This is a genomic window from Gemmatimonadaceae bacterium, assembly GCA_036003045.1.
Lineage (GTDB): Bacteria > Gemmatimonadota > Gemmatimonadetes > Gemmatimonadales > Gemmatimonadaceae > JAQBQB01.
The window spans coordinates 181571-201759 of record DASYSS010000017.1; the positions used below are offsets into that span (position 1 = coordinate 181571).

At 65.2% G+C, this 20189-nt stretch carries 15 protein-coding genes and 1 tRNA gene; 1 reads left to right on the top strand and 15 read right to left on the bottom strand.

Going from position 1 to position 20189, the window contains the following annotated elements; genetic code table 11:
* Positions 1–19: 19 nt before the first annotated feature.
* A tRNA-Phe gene (locus tag VGQ44_02885) sits at positions 20–92 on the bottom strand.
* A gap of 487 nt (positions 93–579) precedes the next feature.
* Between VGQ44_02885 and VGQ44_02890 the strand changes: the two genes are divergently transcribed.
* Positions 580–3795 carry a carboxypeptidase regulatory-like domain-containing protein gene (locus tag VGQ44_02890; GenBank protein ID HEV8445732.1) on the top strand — a complete coding sequence of 1072 codons (3216 nt, stop codon included), beginning with the start codon at positions 580–582 and terminating at the stop codon, positions 3793–3795.
* A gap of 113 nt (positions 3796–3908) precedes the next feature.
* Here VGQ44_02890 and VGQ44_02895 read toward each other — a convergent pair whose 3' ends face one another.
* The 14 genes from VGQ44_02895 to VGQ44_02960 all read right to left on the bottom strand — a co-directional run bounded on the left by VGQ44_02895 (position 3909) and on the right by VGQ44_02960 (position 20143).
* Positions 3909–5531, bottom strand: coding sequence for a M28 family peptidase (locus VGQ44_02895; GenBank protein HEV8445733.1), 1623 nt, complete (start codon positions 5529–5531; stop codon positions 3909–3911).
* On the bottom strand, positions 5524–5925 hold the full coding sequence (gene queF, locus VGQ44_02900; GenBank protein ID HEV8445734.1) for a preQ(1) synthase: 402 nt from the start codon (positions 5923–5925) through the stop codon (positions 5524–5526). Before queF ends, VGQ44_02895 begins: the two co-directional genes overlap by 8 nt.
* A gap of 245 nt (positions 5926–6170) precedes the next feature.
* Positions 6171–7166, bottom strand: a complete 996-nt coding sequence (locus VGQ44_02905; protein HEV8445735.1) for a rhomboid family intramembrane serine protease — start codon at positions 7164–7166, stop codon at positions 6171–6173.
* Positions 7167–7246: 80 nt separating this feature from the next.
* A complete protein-coding gene (locus VGQ44_02910; GenBank protein HEV8445736.1) occupies positions 7247–7903 on the bottom strand; it encodes a hypothetical protein in 657 nt (218 codons plus the stop codon).
* Positions 7900–8958 carry a D-alanine--D-alanine ligase gene (locus tag VGQ44_02915; protein HEV8445737.1) on the bottom strand — a complete coding sequence of 353 codons (1059 nt, stop codon included), beginning with the start codon at positions 8956–8958 and terminating at the stop codon, positions 7900–7902. The genes VGQ44_02910 and VGQ44_02915 overlap by 4 nt, the downstream gene beginning before the upstream one ends.
* Entirely contained in the window at positions 8955–10382 is a 1428-nt protein-coding gene (locus VGQ44_02920) for a pyridoxal-phosphate dependent enzyme (GenBank protein ID HEV8445738.1), read from the bottom strand. The genes VGQ44_02915 and VGQ44_02920 overlap by 4 nt, the downstream gene beginning before the upstream one ends.
* Before the next feature lie 66 nt (positions 10383–10448).
* Positions 10449–13085: a DNA mismatch repair protein MutS gene (gene mutS, locus VGQ44_02925; GenBank protein ID HEV8445739.1), complete on the bottom strand. Its 2637-nt coding sequence runs from the start codon at positions 13083–13085 to the stop codon at positions 10449–10451.
* Positions 13086–13090: 5 nt separating this feature from the next.
* Positions 13091–14035, bottom strand: a complete 945-nt coding sequence (locus VGQ44_02930; GenBank protein HEV8445740.1) for an SPOR domain-containing protein — start codon at positions 14033–14035, stop codon at positions 13091–13093.
* Positions 14036–14045: 10 nt separating this feature from the next.
* On the bottom strand, positions 14046–15113 hold the full coding sequence (gene holA / locus VGQ44_02935) for a DNA polymerase III subunit delta (protein ID HEV8445741.1): 1068 nt from the start codon (positions 15111–15113) through the stop codon (positions 14046–14048).
* A 91-nt stretch (positions 15114–15204) separates the two neighbouring features.
* Positions 15205–15774: a zf-HC2 domain-containing protein gene (locus tag VGQ44_02940; GenBank protein HEV8445742.1), complete on the bottom strand. Its 570-nt coding sequence runs from the start codon at positions 15772–15774 to the stop codon at positions 15205–15207.
* Between the two features lie 190 nt (positions 15775–15964).
* On the bottom strand, positions 15965–16597 hold the full coding sequence (locus VGQ44_02945; GenBank protein ID HEV8445743.1) for a sigma-70 family RNA polymerase sigma factor: 633 nt from the start codon (positions 16595–16597) through the stop codon (positions 15965–15967).
* Positions 16598–16884: 287 nt separating this feature from the next.
* Positions 16885–17445 (bottom strand): NUDIX hydrolase, encoded by a 561-nt coding sequence (locus VGQ44_02950; GenBank protein HEV8445744.1) that lies wholly within the window; start codon positions 17443–17445, stop codon positions 16885–16887.
* Positions 17442–18833, bottom strand: a complete 1392-nt coding sequence (locus tag VGQ44_02955; protein HEV8445745.1) for a pitrilysin family protein — start codon at positions 18831–18833, stop codon at positions 17442–17444. Before VGQ44_02955 ends, VGQ44_02950 begins: the two co-directional genes overlap by 4 nt.
* Entirely contained in the window at positions 18830–20143 is a 1314-nt protein-coding gene (locus VGQ44_02960; protein ID HEV8445746.1) for a pitrilysin family protein, read from the bottom strand. Before VGQ44_02960 ends, VGQ44_02955 begins: the two co-directional genes overlap by 4 nt.
* Positions 20144–20189: the final 46 nt, after the last annotated feature.

Below are 20189 nucleotides of genomic sequence, written 5' to 3' on the forward strand. Positions count from 1 at the left end.
GCGCGCGCAACAAGCTGAGTGGCTAGGGACGGAATCGAACCGCCGACACGCGGATTTTCAGTCCGCTGCTCTACCAACTGAGCTACCTAGCCTCAAGCCATTCAATTTATTCGAGTTATTTCCCATTCGTCAACGCGCTGATCGCAAACGAGACGAGGGCGTCGATTGGGTTGGATACAGTGTACAACGCGCGACACGCCTGGGTAGCGCGCCCGCGCGGCGCCCATGGCCACGGGTCTTGATAGTACTCCAATACGCCCACAAACCACGTTTGTCGATCCCGGTGTGACGTTCTCCCCGGCGACGATAGTTGTCCTGCGGTCGCTCGCTGATCCGAGAATCTCCATCTCGCCAACCCCCAGCCCCGCACGTACATTGGCTCGGCTCATCCGCCCCGCTTTTGTGTGGTCGTCTCAAGGCTCACGCGTTCGGTGACAGGATCGTTACCAGCCGGCGCGACCAATTCAGACGCACGCCGCATAAGTCAGCACGGCCCGCTCGCTCCAACCTTTCGAGCCGGGTGAATCACGGGCGATGTCGGCCAGCGACATTCATCTCCACGAGGACACTCCTACCGTTATGAAGATTTCACGTTGGACGCTGCGAAGTGCCCTGAGTATCGCGGCGCTTCTCGGAGCGGCGAACGGCCTCCAGGCGCAAGTGTCGACGGGCGGCTTCACTGGGATCGTCACCGACGAAACCGGAAAACCAATGGCGGGCGCGCAGGTCCAGGTCGTCAATCGATTGACCGGTGCGCGCGCCGGCGCGCTCACGAACTCCGCCGGACGATACTACATCTCCGCGCTCGAAACGGGCGGACCGTACACGATCACCATCCGCCGAATCGGCTTCGCTCAGCGCGACACCAACAATCTCCAAGTCTCCCTCGGCGAGACGGTCCGCGTCGACCTGTCGCTCAACACGGCGGTCACCCGGCTCGCCAACGTCGAGATCGTCGCGTCGACGACCGGCGCCATCATGGCGCAGTCCCATACCGGCGTCGAGACGAACGTCACGGATTCGGCGATCTCGCGACTGCCGACGTTGAACCGCAACTTCACGGACTTCGTCGTGCTCTCGCCACAAGTGTCGACGAAAGGCCCGGGCCTCTCCGGCGGCGGCCAGAACAATCGCTTCAACGCGATTCAGATCGACGGCGCGGTCGCGAATGACCTCTTTGGTCTGAGCTCGACCCTGCAACCCGGCGGTCTGGCCAGCGCGAAGCAGGTCTCGCTCGAAGCGATCAAGGAATATCAGATCCTGTTGTCGCCGTTCGACGTTCGCCAGGGCAACTTCACCGGCTTCCTCGTGAACGCCGTGACGAAGAGCGGCTCGAACGAATTCCACAGCACGGGCACCTACAGCACGCGCAACGAGAAGATGGAGCGCAACGTCTCCTATCTCCGCTCCTCGCCGTTCAAGCAGTCGCAGGAAGGCTTCTGGTTCGGCGGTCCGATCATCAAGGACAAGTTGCTCTTCTCGGTCGCGCCGGAATTTCAGCAGCAAGAGGCGCCCAACATCGGCCCGTACCTCGGCCAGCCCACGAACATCACGACCAAGCCACCGGCCACGCAGCTGGCCGTCGACAGCTTGGTCAACATCTTGACGTCGAAATACGGCTTCGCGAATCCCGGCAACGGCGGCCTCTGGGATACGAAGAATCCGCTGCTGAACCTCTTCGCCCGCTTCGACCTCATCAACTTGCCGGGAAATAGCCGCCTGGTGGCGCGCTACAACTATGTCAGCGCCAAGCAGGACGTCGTCAGCACGCGCAGCGCCACGCGCCTCGCGCTCACGAACAACGGCTACCAGATCACCGACGGGACGAACAGCGGCACGGCGCAGCTCTTCTCGACGTTCGGCAATGGCGGGACGAACGAGCTGACCGTCGGCTACACGGACATCAACGACGTTCGCGCGACTCCGATTCAGGCGCCGTTCGTCGTCATCTCGCGCACCTCGAGCTTGGGCACCGGCAACGGTTCGCTCGCGGCTGGTACAGAGAACTCGTCCCAGGGCAATGAGCTCGACCAGAAGATCGCCGAGTTCACCGACAACTACAGCTACCCGTGGGGCGCTCACCGGTTCACGGTCGGCACGCAGAACAAGTTCTACAAAGTTCGCAACCTGTTCTCACAGAATTCCCTCGGCAATTACACGTTCGGCACGCTCGATTCCCTCATCAACGACACGCCGAGCTCCGCGACGCTCGGCATCAAGCTCGACAACAGCGACGGCGCGGCGCATTTCACGGCGCGTTCGCTGGCCTTTTACGGTGAAGACGAGTGGCAGGCGACGAACCGCCTGAACATCGTCGGCGGACTCCGTCTCGATCTGCTCGGCCTCGTGTCGAAGCCTGGAACGAATCCGAACATCCTTTCGAGCTCGCTCGCGGTGAACACGTCGAACGTGCCGATGAACATCCCTCAGTGGTCGCCGCGTATCGGTTTCAACTGGGACGTGACGGGCGATCAGGTGAACCAGCTGCGCGGTGGCACGGGCGTCTTCGTCGGCAACCCGGCCTACGTGTGGCTCAGCAACCTGTACGGAAACTCGGGCGTCAACGGATTCGCCAACCTGTCCTGCAACAACGCCAGCCTCGCCCCGGCGATGCCGGCCGCCGGGTCGCCGACGCCGACGAACTGCAAAGGCAGCACGGGTACGCCGGCGATCACGGTCAACACGACGAACCCGGACCTCAGGTTCCCATCGACGTGGCGCAGCTCGATTGGCTTCGATCGCCGACTGCCGTGGAACATGATCGGCACGATCGAAGGGATGTACACCCGACAGGTGCAGAACTTCTACTATCAGAACACCGGATTGGTGAAGGATCCGATCGGCCACGACCTGAACGGCCGCGCGATCTACGGTGACATCGCGACCGCGTCGTCCAACCCGGTTCCCGTTCGTCCTGCCGGCGTCACTGGTGACGTCATCAACATCACCAATCAGTCGACGCACGACTACGCGTACAGCATCACGGAGCAGATCATCAAGCGCTTCTCGAACAACTTCGAGGGCCAGATCGCCTACACGTACAGCCACTCCTACGACGTTTGGGACCTGACCTCATCGGTCGCTTTCTCGAACTGGCAGTTCGGCCGTTCGCTCTCGGGCCGCGAAGACGCTCAGGAGTTGGCGCCATCGAAGTGGGATGCTCCGCACCGCTTCGTCGTCAGCGGCCAGTACACGCTCCCGACGAAAACCGGCATTTCGATGACCTGGATCGGCGAATCGGGCGTTCCGTTCGAGTACGTCTACGGCAGCGACATGAACGGCGATAACTCGGCGTCGAACGACCTGCTCTACGTACCGACCAATGCCCACGACACGACGCAGATTCGTTTCACCACCAGCGGCAGCGGCGCGACTGCCCGCACGCCGGCCCAGCAGGCGGACGACCTCGAGAATTTCATCACGAGCCATTCCTGTCTGAACTCGCAGCGCGGCACGATCATGAAGCGCAACAGCTGCCGCACTCCCTGGGACAAGGTCGTGAACCTGTCGGCTCGCCAGACGCTGCCGACGGTTCAGGGCAAGAACTTCATCCTCCAGCTCGACGTCTTCAACTTTCTCAACCTGCTCAACAAGGACTGGGGCTCGCGCGACTTCGGCAGCTCGAACAGCCCGGCCCTTCTCACCCGCCGGTCGTACGTCGCCGCCCCGGGTCAGCCGATCAAGATCATCAGCGGCGCGCAGCCGGTTTTCAACTACAACGTCGTGAACCAGTTCAACACGCAGAACCCGCAGTCCAACTACGCGCTGCAGCTCCAACTCAAGTACCAGTTCTAGAAACTCGCACTTCCAATGCACGACGGGGGCGCCTCACGGCGCCCCCGTTTTTTCAGTCTACGAAGTTTCCCGGTAGACCGGTCTACCGGTCTACCGGTCCCCTGGCCCCCCACCTACCTCTCCAACTTGAACCCGGCGATCACGTCCGGCCTTTGCGCCGCGTTCGCGACGATCCAGCCCGTCGCGTACATCCAGCGGCTCATCCGCGCCAACTTCGGGATGTCGATGCGCGACGGCTCGTCGCGCGGCGTGTGATAGTCGGGATGCAGTAGCGTACTGAACTCGATTGCCGGAATTCCCGCGCGCGCGTACGGCAGATGATCGCTGCGGAAGTACCAACCTTCCGGATGCGACGGGCGATCCCACACCGTATCGAGCTTGAAGTGCGTCAGCTCCGCGTTCGCACGCAGCGCGTCGTCCACCAACGCCATCGAGTTCCGATGCGGCGGCTGTGCGCCGAGCAGCGCAGCGCTATCCGGATCGTTGCGACCGATCATGTCCCCGTTCAGGACCGCGACGATCTCCGAGTGCGGCACCGTCGGGTGATTCACGTACCAGCGTGACCCCAGCAATCCGCGCTCTTCCGCGCCGTGCCAAACGAAGAGAATCGGACGCGGCGCCGGATGCGCGACGAACGCGCGCGCGATCGCCAGCATCGCGACGCTGACGCTCGCGTTGTCGTCGGCGCCGTTCCAGATCGAGTCGCCGTTCACGACGTAGCGCGTCCCGTCGTGATCCTGATGCCCGCTGTACAGCACGTATTCGTGGGCCAGGCGGGGATCGGTGCCCTTCACGATGCCGATCACGTTCCCCGACGGATAGTAGAACGTCTCGCTGACGATGTTCGCCACGAGCTTGGCGTTCGGCGATCGTGCCGACTCGAGCGCATCGTGGTGAAGCCACAGCGCCGGAATCGTCGGCGCGTTTCCACGCCCGCGGCCACCGCCGCCAGCGCCGGCGCCGCCCGCCCTACCCGCGCCTGCCGCGTTCTGGTTCGGCGGCCGAGCAAAGGTGCCCGCCGGCCCGCCGGCCGAGTCGATCGCGTACTGTCCCCGCGACGACACGGTGGCGGTTGCAACGAACGCTTCGTCGAGGGCGCTCGATCCGTCCGAGATGAGAATCGCCGCGGCTCCGCCTGCCTGGGCGATGCGCGCTGCGTGCTGTCGCAGCATGGTCGCGGTGGTCGCTTGGAAATTCCCGCGGATCGTGAATTGGGCCGCCGGCTGAGTCGGGATGGGCGTGACCACCATCGCCACGGCTTTTCCTTTCACATCGGTACGTTCGAGCGCCGCCGAGTCAGCCACGAATACCACTGGCAGGTCTTCGGTTGCTGGCTGATTCGATAGAGCGACAGCGTCGCGCCAGAGTTGCAGCGGTTTGCCGCCGAGACTGATCTGGCTGCTCGCGCTCAGTCGCGTGCGCCGCATTTGCCACCACTGAAAGAACGTCCCGTCGTCGCCGGCCGGCTGTAGCCCCGCCTCGCGTGCCTGCTCGGCGACCCAGCCCGTGGCGCGCATTTCGTCGAGGGTGCCGGCTTCCCGCCCGCGCATCGCGTCGCCACCCATCGCGAACATGTCGCGCCGTAGGTCGGTCTCGCGGATCGCGTCGAGCGCCGGCGCGATCACCGCGGGCCGGCCGCCGGTTGACGACACGGGGGCCGACTGCGAGGGTGCCGACCCCGACGATGTGCAGCCGACCGCGAACATCGCGACCGCGACGCCGACGGGGCTACGCATTTTTGCGCTCGCCGACGCGAGCCGTGATGACCGACTTGATCCCGCCGCGAACATTGAAGTCACCCACCACCTCCATCCACTGTGGTTTCGCTGCTTGCGCGAGGTCGTCGAGGATTCGGTTGACAGCGCGCTCGTAGAAGATTCCGTCGTTCCGGAAGCTCCAGAGGTACAGCTTGAAGCTCTTGAGCTCGAGGCAGGTGGCGGCCGGGACGTATTTGATGCGGATCGTTCCGAAATCCGGCGCCCCGCCTTGAAGCGCCTCGAGCTCGGCCGCGTCCGTCTCAATTCCGCCGAGCGGGCAAAGGGACGTGAACTCGGCGCATTCCATCGCGATCTCGTAGCCGCGATCGGGGTACGGATTGGGAAACGTCTCCAGCAGTTCAGGGCGTGGCATGACGCAAAGAATGCATGAGGTCCGCACCTCGGTGCAAATCATGCATGGCTTGAGAAACGACGCCGGGATGGAAACAATCTTGGCTGGCGCCGTCGAGTACCGAGGCGCATATTGGCAATGGGCCGGCGCTATGCGCTGGTCATCGCCGCCGCGAGAACGGCGTGGCGGCATCGCCCCCCGGGACATCCCGGGGGGCTCTTTCTTTTCACCGGATCTTTTTTCGGATTGTCGCGGCGGTCGAACGATCAGGACTCGCGGCCGCGAAAACGCTTGGACATTTCCTCGAGCGCGCTGCGTTCGTCGGATGTCAGACTGTCGATGCCGTGTTCGGAGATTTTGTCGAGCAGGCGATCCAACTCGTCGGCCCGCGGCTCCGCTCGGCGCGGCGACGGCGACGCCGCGACGATTCGTTTGGCGATCGTCGCCTTGCTCTTGGCCACGACGTCGTCCACTTCGTCCGCGCGCTCACGGCGGGGCGGGTTTCTCGGAATCGCGCGGGGCGGCTCGTCCGCTTCCGGCAGGTTGGCGACGCGCTGACGCACCTGGTCGATGTTCGGCGACGTCGACACCATTCGCATGTACACGTACGCGGCGAACACGCCGCCGAGGTGCGCGAAATACGCGAGGTTCGTCCCGGCAGCCGCGCCGGCGCCGCCGTCAGCTCCCGCAACGCCCATTACGACGTTGAACACGAGCAAGCCGACCATCAGGGATCGGGCACGTACGGGAAAGACGAAGAGGAACATGACCTCGTCGTCGGGCCACTGCATCGCATACGCCGTCATGACGCCGAACACCGCGGCCGATGCGCCGATCAGCGTTCCGCTTCGGAAGAAGAGCAGTTGGCACGCGACGCCGCCGAGGCCACACAGCAGGTAGAAACCGGCGAAGCGCCGCGAGGTGCTACCCCACGACACCGTTCGCGGCGCGTCCGGATTCGAATTGCCGAACGCTCCGCCCGAGCCCCATTGCCGCTCGACTCGTGGCCCGAACAGGTATAGGGCATAGGCATTCACGAGGAGCGGAGTCAGCCCCGCGTGAACGAACATGTACGTGACCGGGCTCCACCAATGCCCCGGGAACCCCGTCGTGTCGAAGCCGAGCCACGACCGCATGTCGGGATAACCGACGGCCGTTTGCGCCAACATCACGAGGAGGTTGAGCGCGATGATCGCCTGCACAGCGGGCGTCAGCCTGAACTGCTCGGATTCCGGTGGCGGGGTTACGACGGGCGACGACATGTTCGCTTCGAGGCGCGTGAAGGTGTCTCTATTCTAGTAACACGACTAAGGATGAGCGGTTCCGGTCACCGTGAACGACCTCAGCGCATGCCGGTCGGTGGTGGAAGCCGGAGGAGGAGGCGAACGTTACCGTGCAGCGCACCAGCGCGCTCGAACAAGGTCGTCCATCGCCGGTCCTTGTCGACCGGCGTTGCCGCGCTCGGGTGGATCACCACCGCAGCGGCACCGCTCGTCTCATGCGCCCGCTCCACGACCCGCAACATGTGGGCGTCGGTCGTGTGCCCATCGACGTTGAGTACCAACCCATGTTGCATGTCCGAGGCCGCGGCCGCAGCGAGCGATGCGAACGCGCGGTCGTGGGCCGACTCCGACCCGGAGCCATCGAGCGTGATCTGCGCGAGGCGCACGATCTTCTTCAGTTCCGGAATTTGCTCGGGGCGTTGCCCGTCGCAATCGAGCATCACTGGCAACGCCGTTTCCACCCGGGCGAAGGCGTCGCGCAAATAGTCGACGTTCGCCAGAGGATCGCGGCCGGTGATTGAAATCGAATGGAAAGACGATCGCGACATCGCGCGTCTGATCTCCGACGCCAACGCGTCGGCAGTGTACATCGTCGCGGTCTCCGCTTCTGCGGCGAACCGCACAAAAAGCTGGCGATGACCGATCCAAACGCCTTGCGCCTGGAGTCCGGCGGGGACGCCCGCCAGCGCGGCGGTGGGAACAGATGGTCTGTTCACGACGCTCTCCGCGCGCGCGCCGAGTCGGCGTGCGCATCGAGCGCGAGGCGCACGATGCGATCGCACAACTCCGGGAAAGAAATCCCGGCCGCGGCGGCCGCCTGTGGTATGAGACTCGTGTTCGTCATGCCCGGGAGCGTGTTCGCCTCGAGACAATAGAACGTGCTGTCGCTCGACATGCGGAAATCGATGCGCGCACACCCGCGGAGTTTGAGAGCGGCGAACGCCCTTCGCGCCTGATCTTGAATTCTCGCCGTCTCTTCCGCCGTGAGCTCTGCCGGGAATCGCTCCTCGGCCATGCCCGCGGTGTACTTGCACTCGTAATCGTAAATCTCGTGCCTCGGGATGATTTCTCCAACCGGAAGTGCTTCGCCGCCTAGGATGCCTACCGTGAGCTCGCGCCCGGGAATGAAGCGTTCGACCATCACCTCGTCGTCGAAATCCGCCGCCTGGTCGATCGCCGCCTGAAGAGCGCCGGGCTCCTTCACCACAGACAACCCGACGGTCGACCCCTGTTTGGACGGCTTTACAATCGCCGGGTAGCCGATTTTTGAGGCTACCTCGGATGCCGTCGCCGGGGCCATCAGCCAGTCGGCGGTCGTGACCCCGGCCTGCCGGAACAAGGCCTTGGAAAGATCCTTGTCCATCGCCAGGGCGCTGCCCAGGGTGTGGCTGCCCGTATACGGGACGCCGGTCAGCTCGAGCATCGCCTGGATCGTCCCGTCCTCTCCGCTGCCCCCGTGGAGCCCGAGGACGACGACGTCCGCGTCGCCACGTCGCGGCAGGTTCGACGCCAACCGCGGCAATGCCTCCCGCGCCATCTGCCGAAGCGACTCCTGCGTGGGCGGCGCGACCCGGACTACCCCGCCGGCGGAGAGGGCTCGCTGCTCCTCGGTGCTGATCTCCCCCCGCGCGGGATCAACCGCGGTCACCGCGTGCCCAATGGACCGGAGCGCTTCGGCGATTCGAATTCCACTGGCGAGCGACACGTCTCGCTCCGTCGACGTGCCTCCCATCAGAACGAGAATCTTGAGACGATCCCGTCCACCTCTCATCGGGCCATCAAATAGTTGAGCATGTCCGAGCGAGTGACGATTCCTTGAACGTTGCCATTCGAGCGCACGAGAACGGCGGGGTTCGATTTCGATAGAAGCTTGGCGACGTTGTCCACCGGTTGCGCCATGTCCACCATCGGGAATGGCGGGTCCATCACCTCGCTGACCGTCGCGTCGAGCAGCTTGGTGTTGTCCAAGCTCTTCGCCGAAAGTGACCAGTCGCTCACCGACCCGACGCAGTTCGCTCCCTCCATCACGGGCAGCTGCGACACGTCATGGAGCGACATGAGTCCCAGCGCCTGACGGACGGTCGCGCCTGGCCCCACGCTGACCACCACTGGAGTGTGGCCGCTGCTCCGCGCCTTCGCGTCGATGAGCGCGGCGAGGGTCGTGCGGTCGGCGTCGAGCAACTGGTTCTCTCGCATCCACTCGTCGTTGTAGAGCTTGGAGAGATAGCGCTCTCCCGTATCCGGCAGCGGCACGACGACCAAGGCGTTCGGATCGTCAAGTCGCCGCGCGACGTGCAGCGCGACATGCACCACGAGGCCGCTCGATCCGCCGACGAACAGCCCTTCCTCGCGCGTCAGGCGCCGCGCCATGCTGAACGACTCCTTGTCGTTCACCGTCATGAAGTCGTCGATCACGCTCATGTCGAGCGTGCCGGGGACCTTGTCCTGCCCGATCCCTTCGACTTTGTACGGCACGCCCTCCGGCTTGTTCTCGCCCTTCGACCGCCACATGTCACACAGAATCGACCCGACGGGGTCGCCGGCGATGACCTGTATCGCGGGATTCTTCGCCTTGAGAAAGCGCCCCACGCCGGTGATCGTGCCGCCCGTACCGGCGGCGAACACGAAGTGCGTCACCTTCCCTTTGGTCTGTTCCCAGATCTCCGGGCCGGTCGTGTCGTAGTGCGCCTGCGAGTTCGCGTCGTTGTAGAACTGATTCGCGAGGATCGCGTTGGGCGTCTCATGCGCGATCCGCTTCGCCATCATCACGTAGTTGTCCGGGTGATCCGGCGGGACCGCGGTCGGCGTCACGATGACCTCGGCCCCGAACGCTTTGAGCAGCCGGACTTTCTCCTGCGACATCTTGTCCGGCATCGTGAACACGCACTTATAGCCCTTGAACGCCGCCGCGATCGCGAGACCGATGCCCGTGTTCCCGCTCGTCCCTTCGACGATCGTCCCGCCGGGTTTGAGGCGTCCCTCTCGTTCGGCGCGCTCGATGATCGGCAGGCCGATGCGGTCCTTGAGGGAGCCGCCCGGATTGATGAACTCCGCTTTGGCGAATACCGGCGTGCGGATGCCGCGCGTCACGCGGCTCAGCCGAATCAGCGGAGTCCAGCCGATCAGACCGAGCACGTTCTCGTACGGAAGTACGTGACGCGGCGCGGGCGAGACGGAAGAGGAAGAAATCGACATCGGCGTGTGGGCCAATCTAGGACCCGCCAGTCAGCGGCGCGACGCGGATGATCGCGCGGAACGACGTCAGTGCGTCTTCCTCGCCTCGTCGGCCAGCCTGGCGAGCAGCGAGAGCGCATCCAGGGGCGTTAGCGTGTTGGCATCCACGCGGACGAGCTGTTCCACGACCGGGTGCGGCGCGCCGCCGAAAAGGCCGAGCTGGTCCGTCGGCGTCGCTTGCTGTTTGCCGACTGGCGTTGGGCCCGATGCCCCTCCGAGGCCGCGCACTAGCTGCTCTCCTTCGAGCAACGTCAGCACTCGCCGCGCGCGGTTGATTACTTCACCGGGCAAACCCGCGAGTCTGCCGACCTCGATGCCATAGGACCGATCCGCGCCGCCCGGCTCGAGCCGATGGAGGAACAGGATCTGCTCGCCCGCCTCGCGCACCGCGACGTTGAAATTGCGCAGCGCGGTGAGCTCGTCGGCGAGTTGAGTCAACTCATGGTAGTGCGTGGCGAACACGGTCTTGCAGCGAATCGTGTCGTGGAGGTGCTCGGTCACCGCCCACGCGATCGACACACCGTCGTACGTCGCCGTGCCTCGGCCGATCTCGTCCAGCAATACGAGACTGCGCGCCGACGCTGTGTGCAGGATCGCGCTCGTCTCGCTCATCTCGACCATGAACGTCGATTGCCCGCGCACGAGATTGTCGCTCGCGCCGACGCGTGTGAAGATCCGGTCCACCACGCCGATGTGCGCCGCCGACGCCGGGACGAAGCTTCCCGCCTGCGCCATCAGCACGATCAGACCAATCTGGCGGAGAACGGTCGACTTGCCCGCCATGTTGGGCCCCGTGAGGATGATCACGCGTGCATCCTCGACGAGACGCAGGTCGTTCGGAATGAACTTGTCGCGCGGCATCATCCGTTCGACGACCGGGTGGCGCCCCGCCGCGATCTCGAGCTCGAACGCGTCGGACACGACCGGCCTCACGTACCCCTCGCGCGCCGCGACGTCGGCGAGCGTCGCCAACACGTCCAATTCCGCGACCGTACGCGCGATCCGCTGCAATCGCGCGATCTCCACGCCCGCCGCGGCGCGAAGCGCGTCGAACAATTCGCGCTCGCGCGACTCGATGCGTTCGGCCGCGGTGAGGACGCGCTCCTCGTGTTCCTTGAGGGCGGGCGTCACGAAGCGCTCGCCCGACGTGATCGTCTGGCGGCGCTGATAGTCCTCGGGCACGAGGTGCAGGTTGGACCGCGTGACTTCTATGTAGTAGCCGAAGACCTTGTTGAATCCGACCTTGAGCGACGGGATGCCGGTTCGCGCGCGCTCGTCTGCCTGAATCTTCGCGATCGCGTCGCGTCCGCCGTCGCGGAGCTCGCGCAAGCCGTCCAGTTCAGCGTCGATGCCCACCGCGATCACCGCATCCTCACCGATCGCCAGCGGTGGACGCTCGACGAGGAACGTGCAGAGTCGCCGCGCGATTTCCGGCGCGTCGTCCCACGCCGCCGACATCTCGGCCAACCGTCCGGCCGCTGCAACTCGCTGTAGCGCCGACGCCACCGAGGGCAACGCGGCGAGCGAATCGCCGAGGGCGCGCAGCTCGCGCGGCGTGCTTCGCCGCGCCGCGGCTTTCGCGGCGAGGCGCTCCACGTCGCGCACGTCGTCGATGGCGTCGCGCATCGCTTCGCGCGCGATCGGATCGGCGACGAACCTGTCGACGCCGTCGAGCCGCCCGTCGATCGCGACACGATTCGTCAGCGGCGCGAGGATCCATTGTCGCAAGAGCCGCGCGCCCATCGGCGTGCCGGTGCGGTCGAGCACCGAGAGCAGCGTCCCCTCGGCTCCGCCACCGCGCAGCGACTCTACCAACTCGAGGTTGCGGCGGGTCATCTCGTCCAACGGCATCGCACCACCCGGCCGTTCGACGATCGGTCGCGCCAGTTGCGGCAGACCCGCGGGCTGCAGCTCGCGTAGATAGCGCAGCAACGCGCCGGCGGCTCCCACGACTGCACCATCCGACGCGCCGAGCCCGAAGCCTTCGAGCGACAACACAGTGTATTGCCTCGCGAGGTCTTCCGCGGCCAGCGGTGCGTCGAACTCCCACAGCTCGCGCTCGGTGACGAGCGCCTCACTGCGCGACGCCGGAAGACGCGCGCGCGAATCCGGCGGCACGAGAATCTCACGAGGCGCGAGACGCGCCATCAGCGGATCGAGATCGCCGAGCGTCGTATCGATCAGCCGCACTTCGCCCGTCGAAACGTCTGCCGCCGCCACGCCAACTCGCGCATCCGGGTTGAACGCTTCGCGTTCAGCCGCCACCAGAATCGCGCAGATGAAGTTGTTTCGCGTGCCGTCGAGCAGGTCGTCGGCGAGCGCGACGCCTGGAGTCACCGTCTCGATGACCTCTCGGCGAACGACGCCCTTGGCGAGCTTCGGGTCCTCCGTCTGCTCGCAGATGGCGACCCGAAACCCTTGCTGGACGAGACGGCGCACGTAGTCACCGGCCGCCTTCACGGGAACGCCGGCCAACGGCACGTCGGCGGCGCCGCCATTGTTGCGTGAGGTCAGCGTGAGCCCGAGGACGCGCGACGCCGTTTCAGCGTCGTCGTAGAACATCTCGTAGAACTCGCCCATGCGAAAAAACAGGATCGCGTTCTGATGCCGTCCTTTGATCTCGCGATACTGCTGCATGAGTGGCGTCTGCGCGGACGTCGACATCGTCGTCACTTGTCGTCTGAACCGATTTCCGTGACGATCGCGCTGAGCTTCTTCGCCTTGAGTTGCGTCTGCGCGGCCATCGCGGCGCCGCGCGTTTCGTACCGTCCCACGCGAACGCGGAACGGCTTTGTCGCACCGACGATGCGCGCGGTCACGCCGCGCGCCGCGAGCCGGGTCACGAGCCGCGTCGCCTCTGTCTTCGTTTGATAGGCGGCGATTTGGAGCGTGTAGCGGCCCGCCGACGGCGCCGCCGCGGGCTCGCCGCGGGTCGGCGTCGTGTCTCTGACCGTCGCCGGCGGCGGCGACCCTGGCGGGTAGGCGATCGGGACACGCGATCCGACGCTGACGTCGTTCGCCGTGCACCGGCCCGCGTAATAGCCAAGCTGATTTCGAAGCTCGACGGCGCTCGCCGGCGCCGCATTCGTCGCATCTCGCCACGCCCTGCATCCACGGGGGATGTCGTTCTGGTCGAACAGCAGACGCACGAGCATCAGCCCCGCGCGGGGGCGTTCGGGATGCGACGGGGCCTCGAGCATGAAACGCTCGAGGTGCCCGGCGGCCGCGGCGCGGTCGCCACGAGCCGATTCCACCTGCGCGAGTTGCAACAGAGCGTCGCCGACGTGCGGTCCAAACCAGTAGTCGACGACGAGGCGGCGGTAATCGCGCTCGGCATCCGACGGAGTGGCCGCCAACGCCGCGCGCCAGTACAGCGCCTCGGCGTACATCGGCGAGTCCGGCGGCGACGCCGCGATCATCGAGTCAACGAGAACCCGCCCCGCCGCGCCGTTACCGCTCTTCACCAGAGTCCGCGCGCGCGCGAACACCGAATCTGCCGCGGGCGTGATCGCGTTCCCCTGCGCGGCGACGTTCTGCGCGCGGACCGACGATCCCGCCGCGAGCAGCAACAGAGCCCCGAACCATCGAACGAGCGAGCGCGATCTCAGCGTCATGATTCGCGAATCAAGCGGCGCGCCGTCCGGGGCGCGCACTGCACAATAGAAGGACCAGTGTCGCGAGCACTTGCTCGTCCGAGGATACTCTGCTGTCCTTGAGGGTCTTGTCGGCCTCGAGCAGCGCGTCCAACGCGGCGTCGATCGCCGCGGGCGACCAGCGCTCGGCCTCGCGCACGCAGGTCGAGACGAACTCGCCCCACGAACGTCCGGTGAACACGGATCCGGATTCCTTGAGCAGCGAAAACAGATCCTGGGTCAGCTTCCCCGCGTGCGAGCCTCGTTCACGCGCCGCCTGCGCCCACGCGATCGCGAAAGTCTGGGCGGCGAGCGCCATCACCGTGGTGACGGCGCTGGCTTTCGGTTGTTGCATCACGGTGTCGAGCATCCCCACTGCAGCCACGGCGTCGCGGCGCGCCACCGCATCGAGGAAATCGCCGAGCGTTTCCCCGGGTCGGATACCCACGACCGCGGACACAGCGATCTCGTCGATCGTCGCTCCGCCGGTGAACGCGGCCAGCTTGTCGAGCTCTACGCGCAGCTGCGCCAGCTCCGTGCCGACCGCTTCCTGGAGCAGTGTGACGGCGCCGCTCGTGATGGAGGCGTGCAGATCGTGCTCGACGTAATATGAGATCCAGCGTGGAATCCGCGCGCCGCTGAGCGGCGCGAACTCGATCCCCGTCGTCGTCGATAGAAGCGCTTTGTCCGGCTTCACGCCGGCCGGCGCAACGAGCACCACCAGCGCGTCGGGGGCGGGCCGGTCGAGGTAGGCGTCGAGGATCGCCCTCGCGTCCTTCTTCAACGCGTTCACCTCTCGCACGACCACGGCGCGCCGCTCGGCCATCATCGGAGGCGTGCTGGCGATGGAGCCGAGAGTCGTCGCGTCGACCTCACTCCCGCGCAAGAACTCGAGATTGAAGTCTCGCGTCGCCGGCTCGATCGCGGCGTCGATCAGCCGACGCAGCTCCTCGTTCTTGAGGTAGTCGTCGTCGCCGTAGAAATAGTAGGCCGGATCGAAGGAGCGCTCTTTGGCCGCGGTGCGCAGCACCTTTGCGTCAGCGGCGGGGGGCGGCGACATGCCCGAGAATATATGCCGCCGCGCGGAGCTCCGAAAAGAAAAAGGCCGGCTCCTCGCCGACCGCTTCCCGCGCCTGCCGCAACCGAGTGTGTCAGCGTCCTTCGGACGACTGAAGCTCCATACTCGCGAATCGAACCGGGGCCTCGCCGGCCATCAGCATCGCGGGCCAAAACGGGATTCCCATCGGCACGGCGGCGACGTACGCCGCATTCGCGAGCGGCGTGGCCTCGGGCGCCGCAATGGCCGTGAAACTGAGATCAGGTGACGAATCGGCCGCTTGGGCGACGGGAGCGGCCGCGACCTGCGTCGGAACGACGTAATGCGCCGTTCGCATCGACATCACGACGACAACGACGATGCCCGCCGCGACCGCGGCGAACGTGCTCATCGCCGGCATCGAGAAGAACAGAGAACTGCGCGGGGCGTAACGTAGCGACGGGCCGACCTCGGTCAGTCTTGCGTTCAGGCGGACCATAAAATCGGCCGACGGCTCGATGGTCGGAAGGTTGTGCACGAGCATCAGGCTTCGCCGCACGGCGGTATCTTGACGCGCGCACGAGGGGCAGCGGCCGAGGTGCGCTCGCATCCCTTCCATGTCGACGGCCGCCAGCAGGTCGTCGACGTACGCCACGTGTTTGCTTCGAAACTCGCGACAGTCCATCAAAGTGCTCGGAGGCTGGTACCGCAGAAGTGGTGTTCGTCAGTCGGTACCCTGCGAACCAGAGGCGGTTCCAGAATACGGCGGTCTCAGGAGAGACGCGAGACCCGCAGAATGCGAAACGGGCGAGGCCGAGTTGGCGCCGCCCGCTTCTCCCCTCCATCTATCGTACAGCCGACCTCGAGTCTCGACGCTAATCGATCTTCGGCTCGATGATCGACGCAAAGGCGTTGCGCGCCCTGTTCAGCCGTGACTTTACCGTTCCCAAGTTGCAGTCCGTGATCTCGGCAATCTCCTCGTACGACTTCCCCTCCAGTTCGCGGAGCACAAACACCTGCCGGTGATGCTCCGGAAGCCGAGCCACGGTCTCCTCCACGAGAGCCCGCAGATGCCGGCGACGGAACATGTCGTCGGGGCGAGCGGTCGTGTCTTCGAATTGCAGCGGACGCTCTTCATCGTCCCAGTTGGCCTTGATGGTCTGGAACAGGACCAACGGATTGCGGGAACGATTGCGGAGCTCGTTCTTCGCCAGGTTCGACGCGATCGTGTAGACCCACGTCGAGAACTTCTTCGTCCGGTCGAATCGGTGCAGATGTCGGTACACCCGGATGAAGACCTCTTGCACGAGATCCTCGGCCCGCTCCCGGTCCCCGATCGTCCGGTAGATGAAGTTGAGAAGCCGCGTCTGGTACCGCTCGACCAGCTCGGTAAAGGCGCGCTCCTCGCCCCCGAGAAACGCTCCGACGACGGACGCATCGTCCAGCGTCTGGAGTCTTTGACGTGCCGCGCCAGCCAACGGCGCCCGTTTGATTGCGACTTCAGCCATGGTAGCAGTGCCCCCTTGGCACCTCATTGAAGGGTACGACCGGACGAACAGGAGAGATTCGATCGCGGCCCTCAGGAACCATCACTTCTCGCCCATCCAAAGGGGCAGGTGCCATGCCGGGGGTTCCCAGAATCTTGGCACGTTTTAAGCCTTTGGATATCAATGACTTGGATCGACACCGGCCGGTCCGGCCCGGATTCCCCTATGTCCACAATACGTGACGGAACCGTCGGATCCGGCGCGTTTCGTTGTCCTTCTTTTGACACAGCACCGACGGCGCGGGTTGCTCAGCGACCGGCTCGGAACCCTGCGGCGTAGAGGATTGAGAGCGCCGTTTTCGCGTCGTTGATCCGCCCCTCTTGGATCAACTCGAGCGCGCGGGAGAGGGTCATTGTCTCGACCGTCATGAACTCGTCGGGTTCGTGCGCGGTTGACCCGCGCTCGAGCCCCGTGGCCAGAAAGACGTGGATGCGCTCGTCCGTAAAGCCAGGCGTCGTGAACATCGTGAACATGAAGTCCAACCGGGAGGCGGCGCATCCGGTCTCTTCACGAAGTTCTCGAACGGCGCAGTCCCGCGGATCCTCGCCCGGCTCGAGACGGCCGGCGGGAATCTCGTACAGAAAATCACCGGCCGCGTATCGATACTGACGCAGCAAGAGGATCTGCGGATCTTCGCCGTCGACGTCGCTGACGAACGGGACGATCGCGCTCGCCCCGGGATGGCGAATGATGTCCAGTTCTCCGACCGACCCATCAGGAAAGCGAACCGTATCCCGGTCGACCGCGATGATTTTGCCGGTGTACTTGCGCTCGGTCCCGACCTGACCGGCGCTTTCGAGCGGTGTCATTCGATGCGCTGGCCCGTGGCGTCGTACAGCGAGACCGGCCCGAACTCGAGCGTCGTGAGCCGCTCTCGTATCACCGACGGATCGCCGACGGCGACGAGTTGCAGCGCCTCGGGGTGCAAGTGCTGTCGCGCGGCTTCGAGGATCTGATCGCGCGTCACCGCCCGCACGCGCTCTCGATACCGGTCGTAATAGTCCTCCGGCAAACCGTGCACGACGAGGATCGACAACGCCGCCGCGATCGCCGCCGTCGTCTCGAACCGAATGGGAAAAACGCCGTCGAGGTAACTCGTCGCAAGCGACAGCTCGTCCTCGCCCACGCGGTCGGCGCGAATCCGGTCGATCTCGATCAGCACCTCGCGCGCGGCCGCATCGGTGATGTCGGACCGCACGGCGGTCTGAACGAGGAACGGCCCGGCTTGACGTCTCCAGTCGAACACCGAGAAGGCGCCGTACGTGTAGCCGTGCGCTTCGCGCAGATTCAAGTTGATGCGCGAGTTGAACAGCCCGCCGAGAATCGCGTTCATCACGTTCACGGCGAAGAAGTCCGGATGGTTGCGCGGAATTCCGATGTGTCCGATGCGCAGCTCCGATTGCGGCGCGTCCGCCTTCGCCACGATGTGCACCGCTCGGCCAAGGCGCGACGGTGACGCGTCTGCCGCGATTTTTTGCGGTTTGCTTCCGGACCACCCACCAAGCGTCGAACGCGCCAGCTCTTCGGCGCGATCCGCGGTCACGTCGCCGACGACGATGACGGTCGTCGCGCCCGGAGCGTAGCGCGATTCATAAAACGCCCGGAAGTGCGACCGCTCGAGGCCCGCTACGCTTGCTTCGTCGCCGCCATCGGGCCGCGCATAGCGCGATGACGGCGTATAGAGAAACTGCGTGAACAGCTCATCGGCCAAGCCCCGCGGCTCGGCTCGCAGTTGGAGCAGCTCCGCTTCGCGCTCAGCCTTGAGTCGGTCGACTTCGCGCTGCGGGAATGCCGGCGAGCGCAGCACTTCGCCGAGCAGATCGAACGCGGCGGGCAGCCGGTCCGACGTCACGGTCATCGTCAACGCCGCTTCGTCCCAATCAGCCTCAGCGTCAATCGAAGCGCCCAACCGCTCGAACCGCTCGGTAAGCTCGGCTCCGTCGTATTTGTCCGTGCCCTCGAGCATGAGCTTCGCGCCGAGCCGGGCGACACCTTCGCGCCCCGCCGAATCGCAGACGGCGCCCGCGTCTATGACGACCGCCACCGTCACCAACGGCAGTTTTGTAACCGGCGCCACGATGAGCTCGAGGCCATTCTCGAGCCGGCGGCGAACGAACCGCGGAAAGTGGTAGTCGCGGCGTGGTCCCGGCGCCGGGCGCGGCGACTTTCGAGGCTGCTGTGCCGTGGGCGCGCTCATTCGATCGCCGCCGCGGCTCCAGATCCCACGAGTTCCTCAGACGACGCGTCGCGCGGCACGTACACGAGGCTCGCGCGGTTGTTCTCGCCCAATCGTTCGCGGATGAACGCGTTCACGGCCTTTGCCGTCACCGCGCGATAACGGTCCACCTCGTCGTTCACCTTCGTCGGATCGCCGAGATATGTAGCGAACAACGAGATTCGGTCGGCGCGCTCGGCCGCTTGCTGCATCGCCGAGACGAACATCGTCTGGATGACGGCGATCGCCCGCTCGACATCCTCGTCGGATACTCCGTCTCGCATGACGGCGTCGATCTCGTTCGCGACGTCGCGCTCGAGTTGGTCGGCCGAGATTCCCGGCCGCGCCGTCGCGTCGACGACGAGCAGATCCATTCCCTTCGACAAGTCGTACGTGAAGGCCGTCACTTCGGCGGCGACTTGCCGCTCGCGCACGAGGCGCCGCCGCAAGAGGCTCGCGTTCCGGAGTCCCAGCACTGCGCCGCACGTGCTCGCAGCGTAGTACTCCTTCGTCCCGAAGACCGGCGAGCGAAACGCCAAGAACAGTCGCGGCAGCATGATGTCGTCGGCGACGACTTCACGGCGCCACTCACCGAACACAGGCGGGAGCGACATGTCAGGCAGTGGCGGCTTCCCCGCGCCGCGCGGAATCTCGCCGAAATGCCTTTCGACGAGTCGCCGCGCCTCGGCAGGCTCGAAGTCGCCCGCGATCGACAAGACCGCGTTGTCGGGGGTGTAGTAGGTGGCGAAGAACTGCTCGACGTCGCCGAGGCTCGCCGCCGTCAAGTCCTCCATCGAGCCCATGAGCGAGTGATGAAACGGGTGCTCGGGCGGAAAGCAGAGAGCGGGGAGCTTTTCCATCCACGAGCCGTACGGCTGGTTGTCCATCGACCAGCGGCGTTCGTTCATCACGACGTCGCGCTGCGTGTCGAGCTTCTGCTGCGTCATCGCGGGCAGCAGCTTGCCCATGCGGTTCGCTTCCAGCCACAGTGCCAGTTCGAGCTGGTTCGATGGCAGCGTTTCGAAATAGTTGGTGCGCTCGAGCCAGGTGGATCCGTTGAGCGTTCCGCCCGCGCGCTGCACGAGCTCGAAGTGCTCGTTCGCCTCGACGTCGGCCGAACCCTGGAACAACATGTGCTCGAACAGATGCGCGAACCCTGTGCGACCGGGCGGCTCGTTCGCTGAACCGACGTGGTACCAAAGATTCACCGCGACGATCGGCGCCGTATGATCTTCGGACAGGCTCACAAATAGTCCGTTCGGCAACCGAAGGGTTTCGATCGGAATGCGCATCGGTCTAAATTGCACTCATCAAGTGGGCACTGGAACCCTGACGAGA

Coding starts and splice junctions, on each gene's coding strand:
- VGQ44_02915 (HEV8445737.1), bottom strand. CDS start 8,958: ATGAGAGGTGGACGGGATCGTCTCAAGATTCTCGTTCTGATGGGAGGC.
- VGQ44_02930 (HEV8445740.1), bottom strand. CDS start 14,035: ATGACGCTGAGATCGCGCTCGCTCGTTCGATGGTTCGGGGCTCTGTTG.
- VGQ44_02905 (HEV8445735.1), bottom strand. CDS start 7,166: ATGTCGTCGCCCGTCGTAACCCCGCCACCGGAATCCGAGCAGTTCAGG.
- holA (HEV8445741.1), bottom strand. CDS start 15,113: ATGTCGCCGCCCCCCGCCGCTGACGCAAAGGTGCTGCGCACCGCGGCC.
- VGQ44_02945 (HEV8445743.1), bottom strand. CDS start 16,597: ATGGCTGAAGTCGCAATCAAACGGGCGCCGTTGGCTGGCGCGGCACGT.
- VGQ44_02950 (HEV8445744.1), bottom strand. CDS start 17,445: ATGACACCGCTCGAAAGCGCCGGTCAGGTCGGGACCGAGCGCAAGTAC.
- queF (HEV8445734.1), bottom strand. CDS start 5,925: ATGCCACGCCCTGAACTGCTGGAGACGTTTCCCAATCCGTACCCCGAT.
- VGQ44_02955 (HEV8445745.1), bottom strand. CDS start 18,833: ATGAGCGCGCCCACGGCACAGCAGCCTCGAAAGTCGCCGCGCCCGGCG.
- VGQ44_02890 (HEV8445732.1), top strand. CDS start 580: ATGAAGATTTCACGTTGGACGCTGCGAAGTGCCCTGAGTATCGCGGCG.
- VGQ44_02895 (HEV8445733.1), bottom strand. CDS start 5,531: ATGCGTAGCCCCGTCGGCGTCGCGGTCGCGATGTTCGCGGTCGGCTGC.
- VGQ44_02960 (HEV8445746.1), bottom strand. CDS start 20,143: ATGCGCATTCCGATCGAAACCCTTCGGTTGCCGAACGGACTATTTGTG.
- mutS (HEV8445739.1), bottom strand. CDS start 13,085: ATGTCGACGTCCGCGCAGACGCCACTCATGCAGCAGTATCGCGAGATC.
- VGQ44_02920 (HEV8445738.1), bottom strand. CDS start 10,382: ATGTCGATTTCTTCCTCTTCCGTCTCGCCCGCGCCGCGTCACGTACTT.
- VGQ44_02940 (HEV8445742.1), bottom strand. CDS start 15,774: ATGGACTGTCGCGAGTTTCGAAGCAAACACGTGGCGTACGTCGACGAC.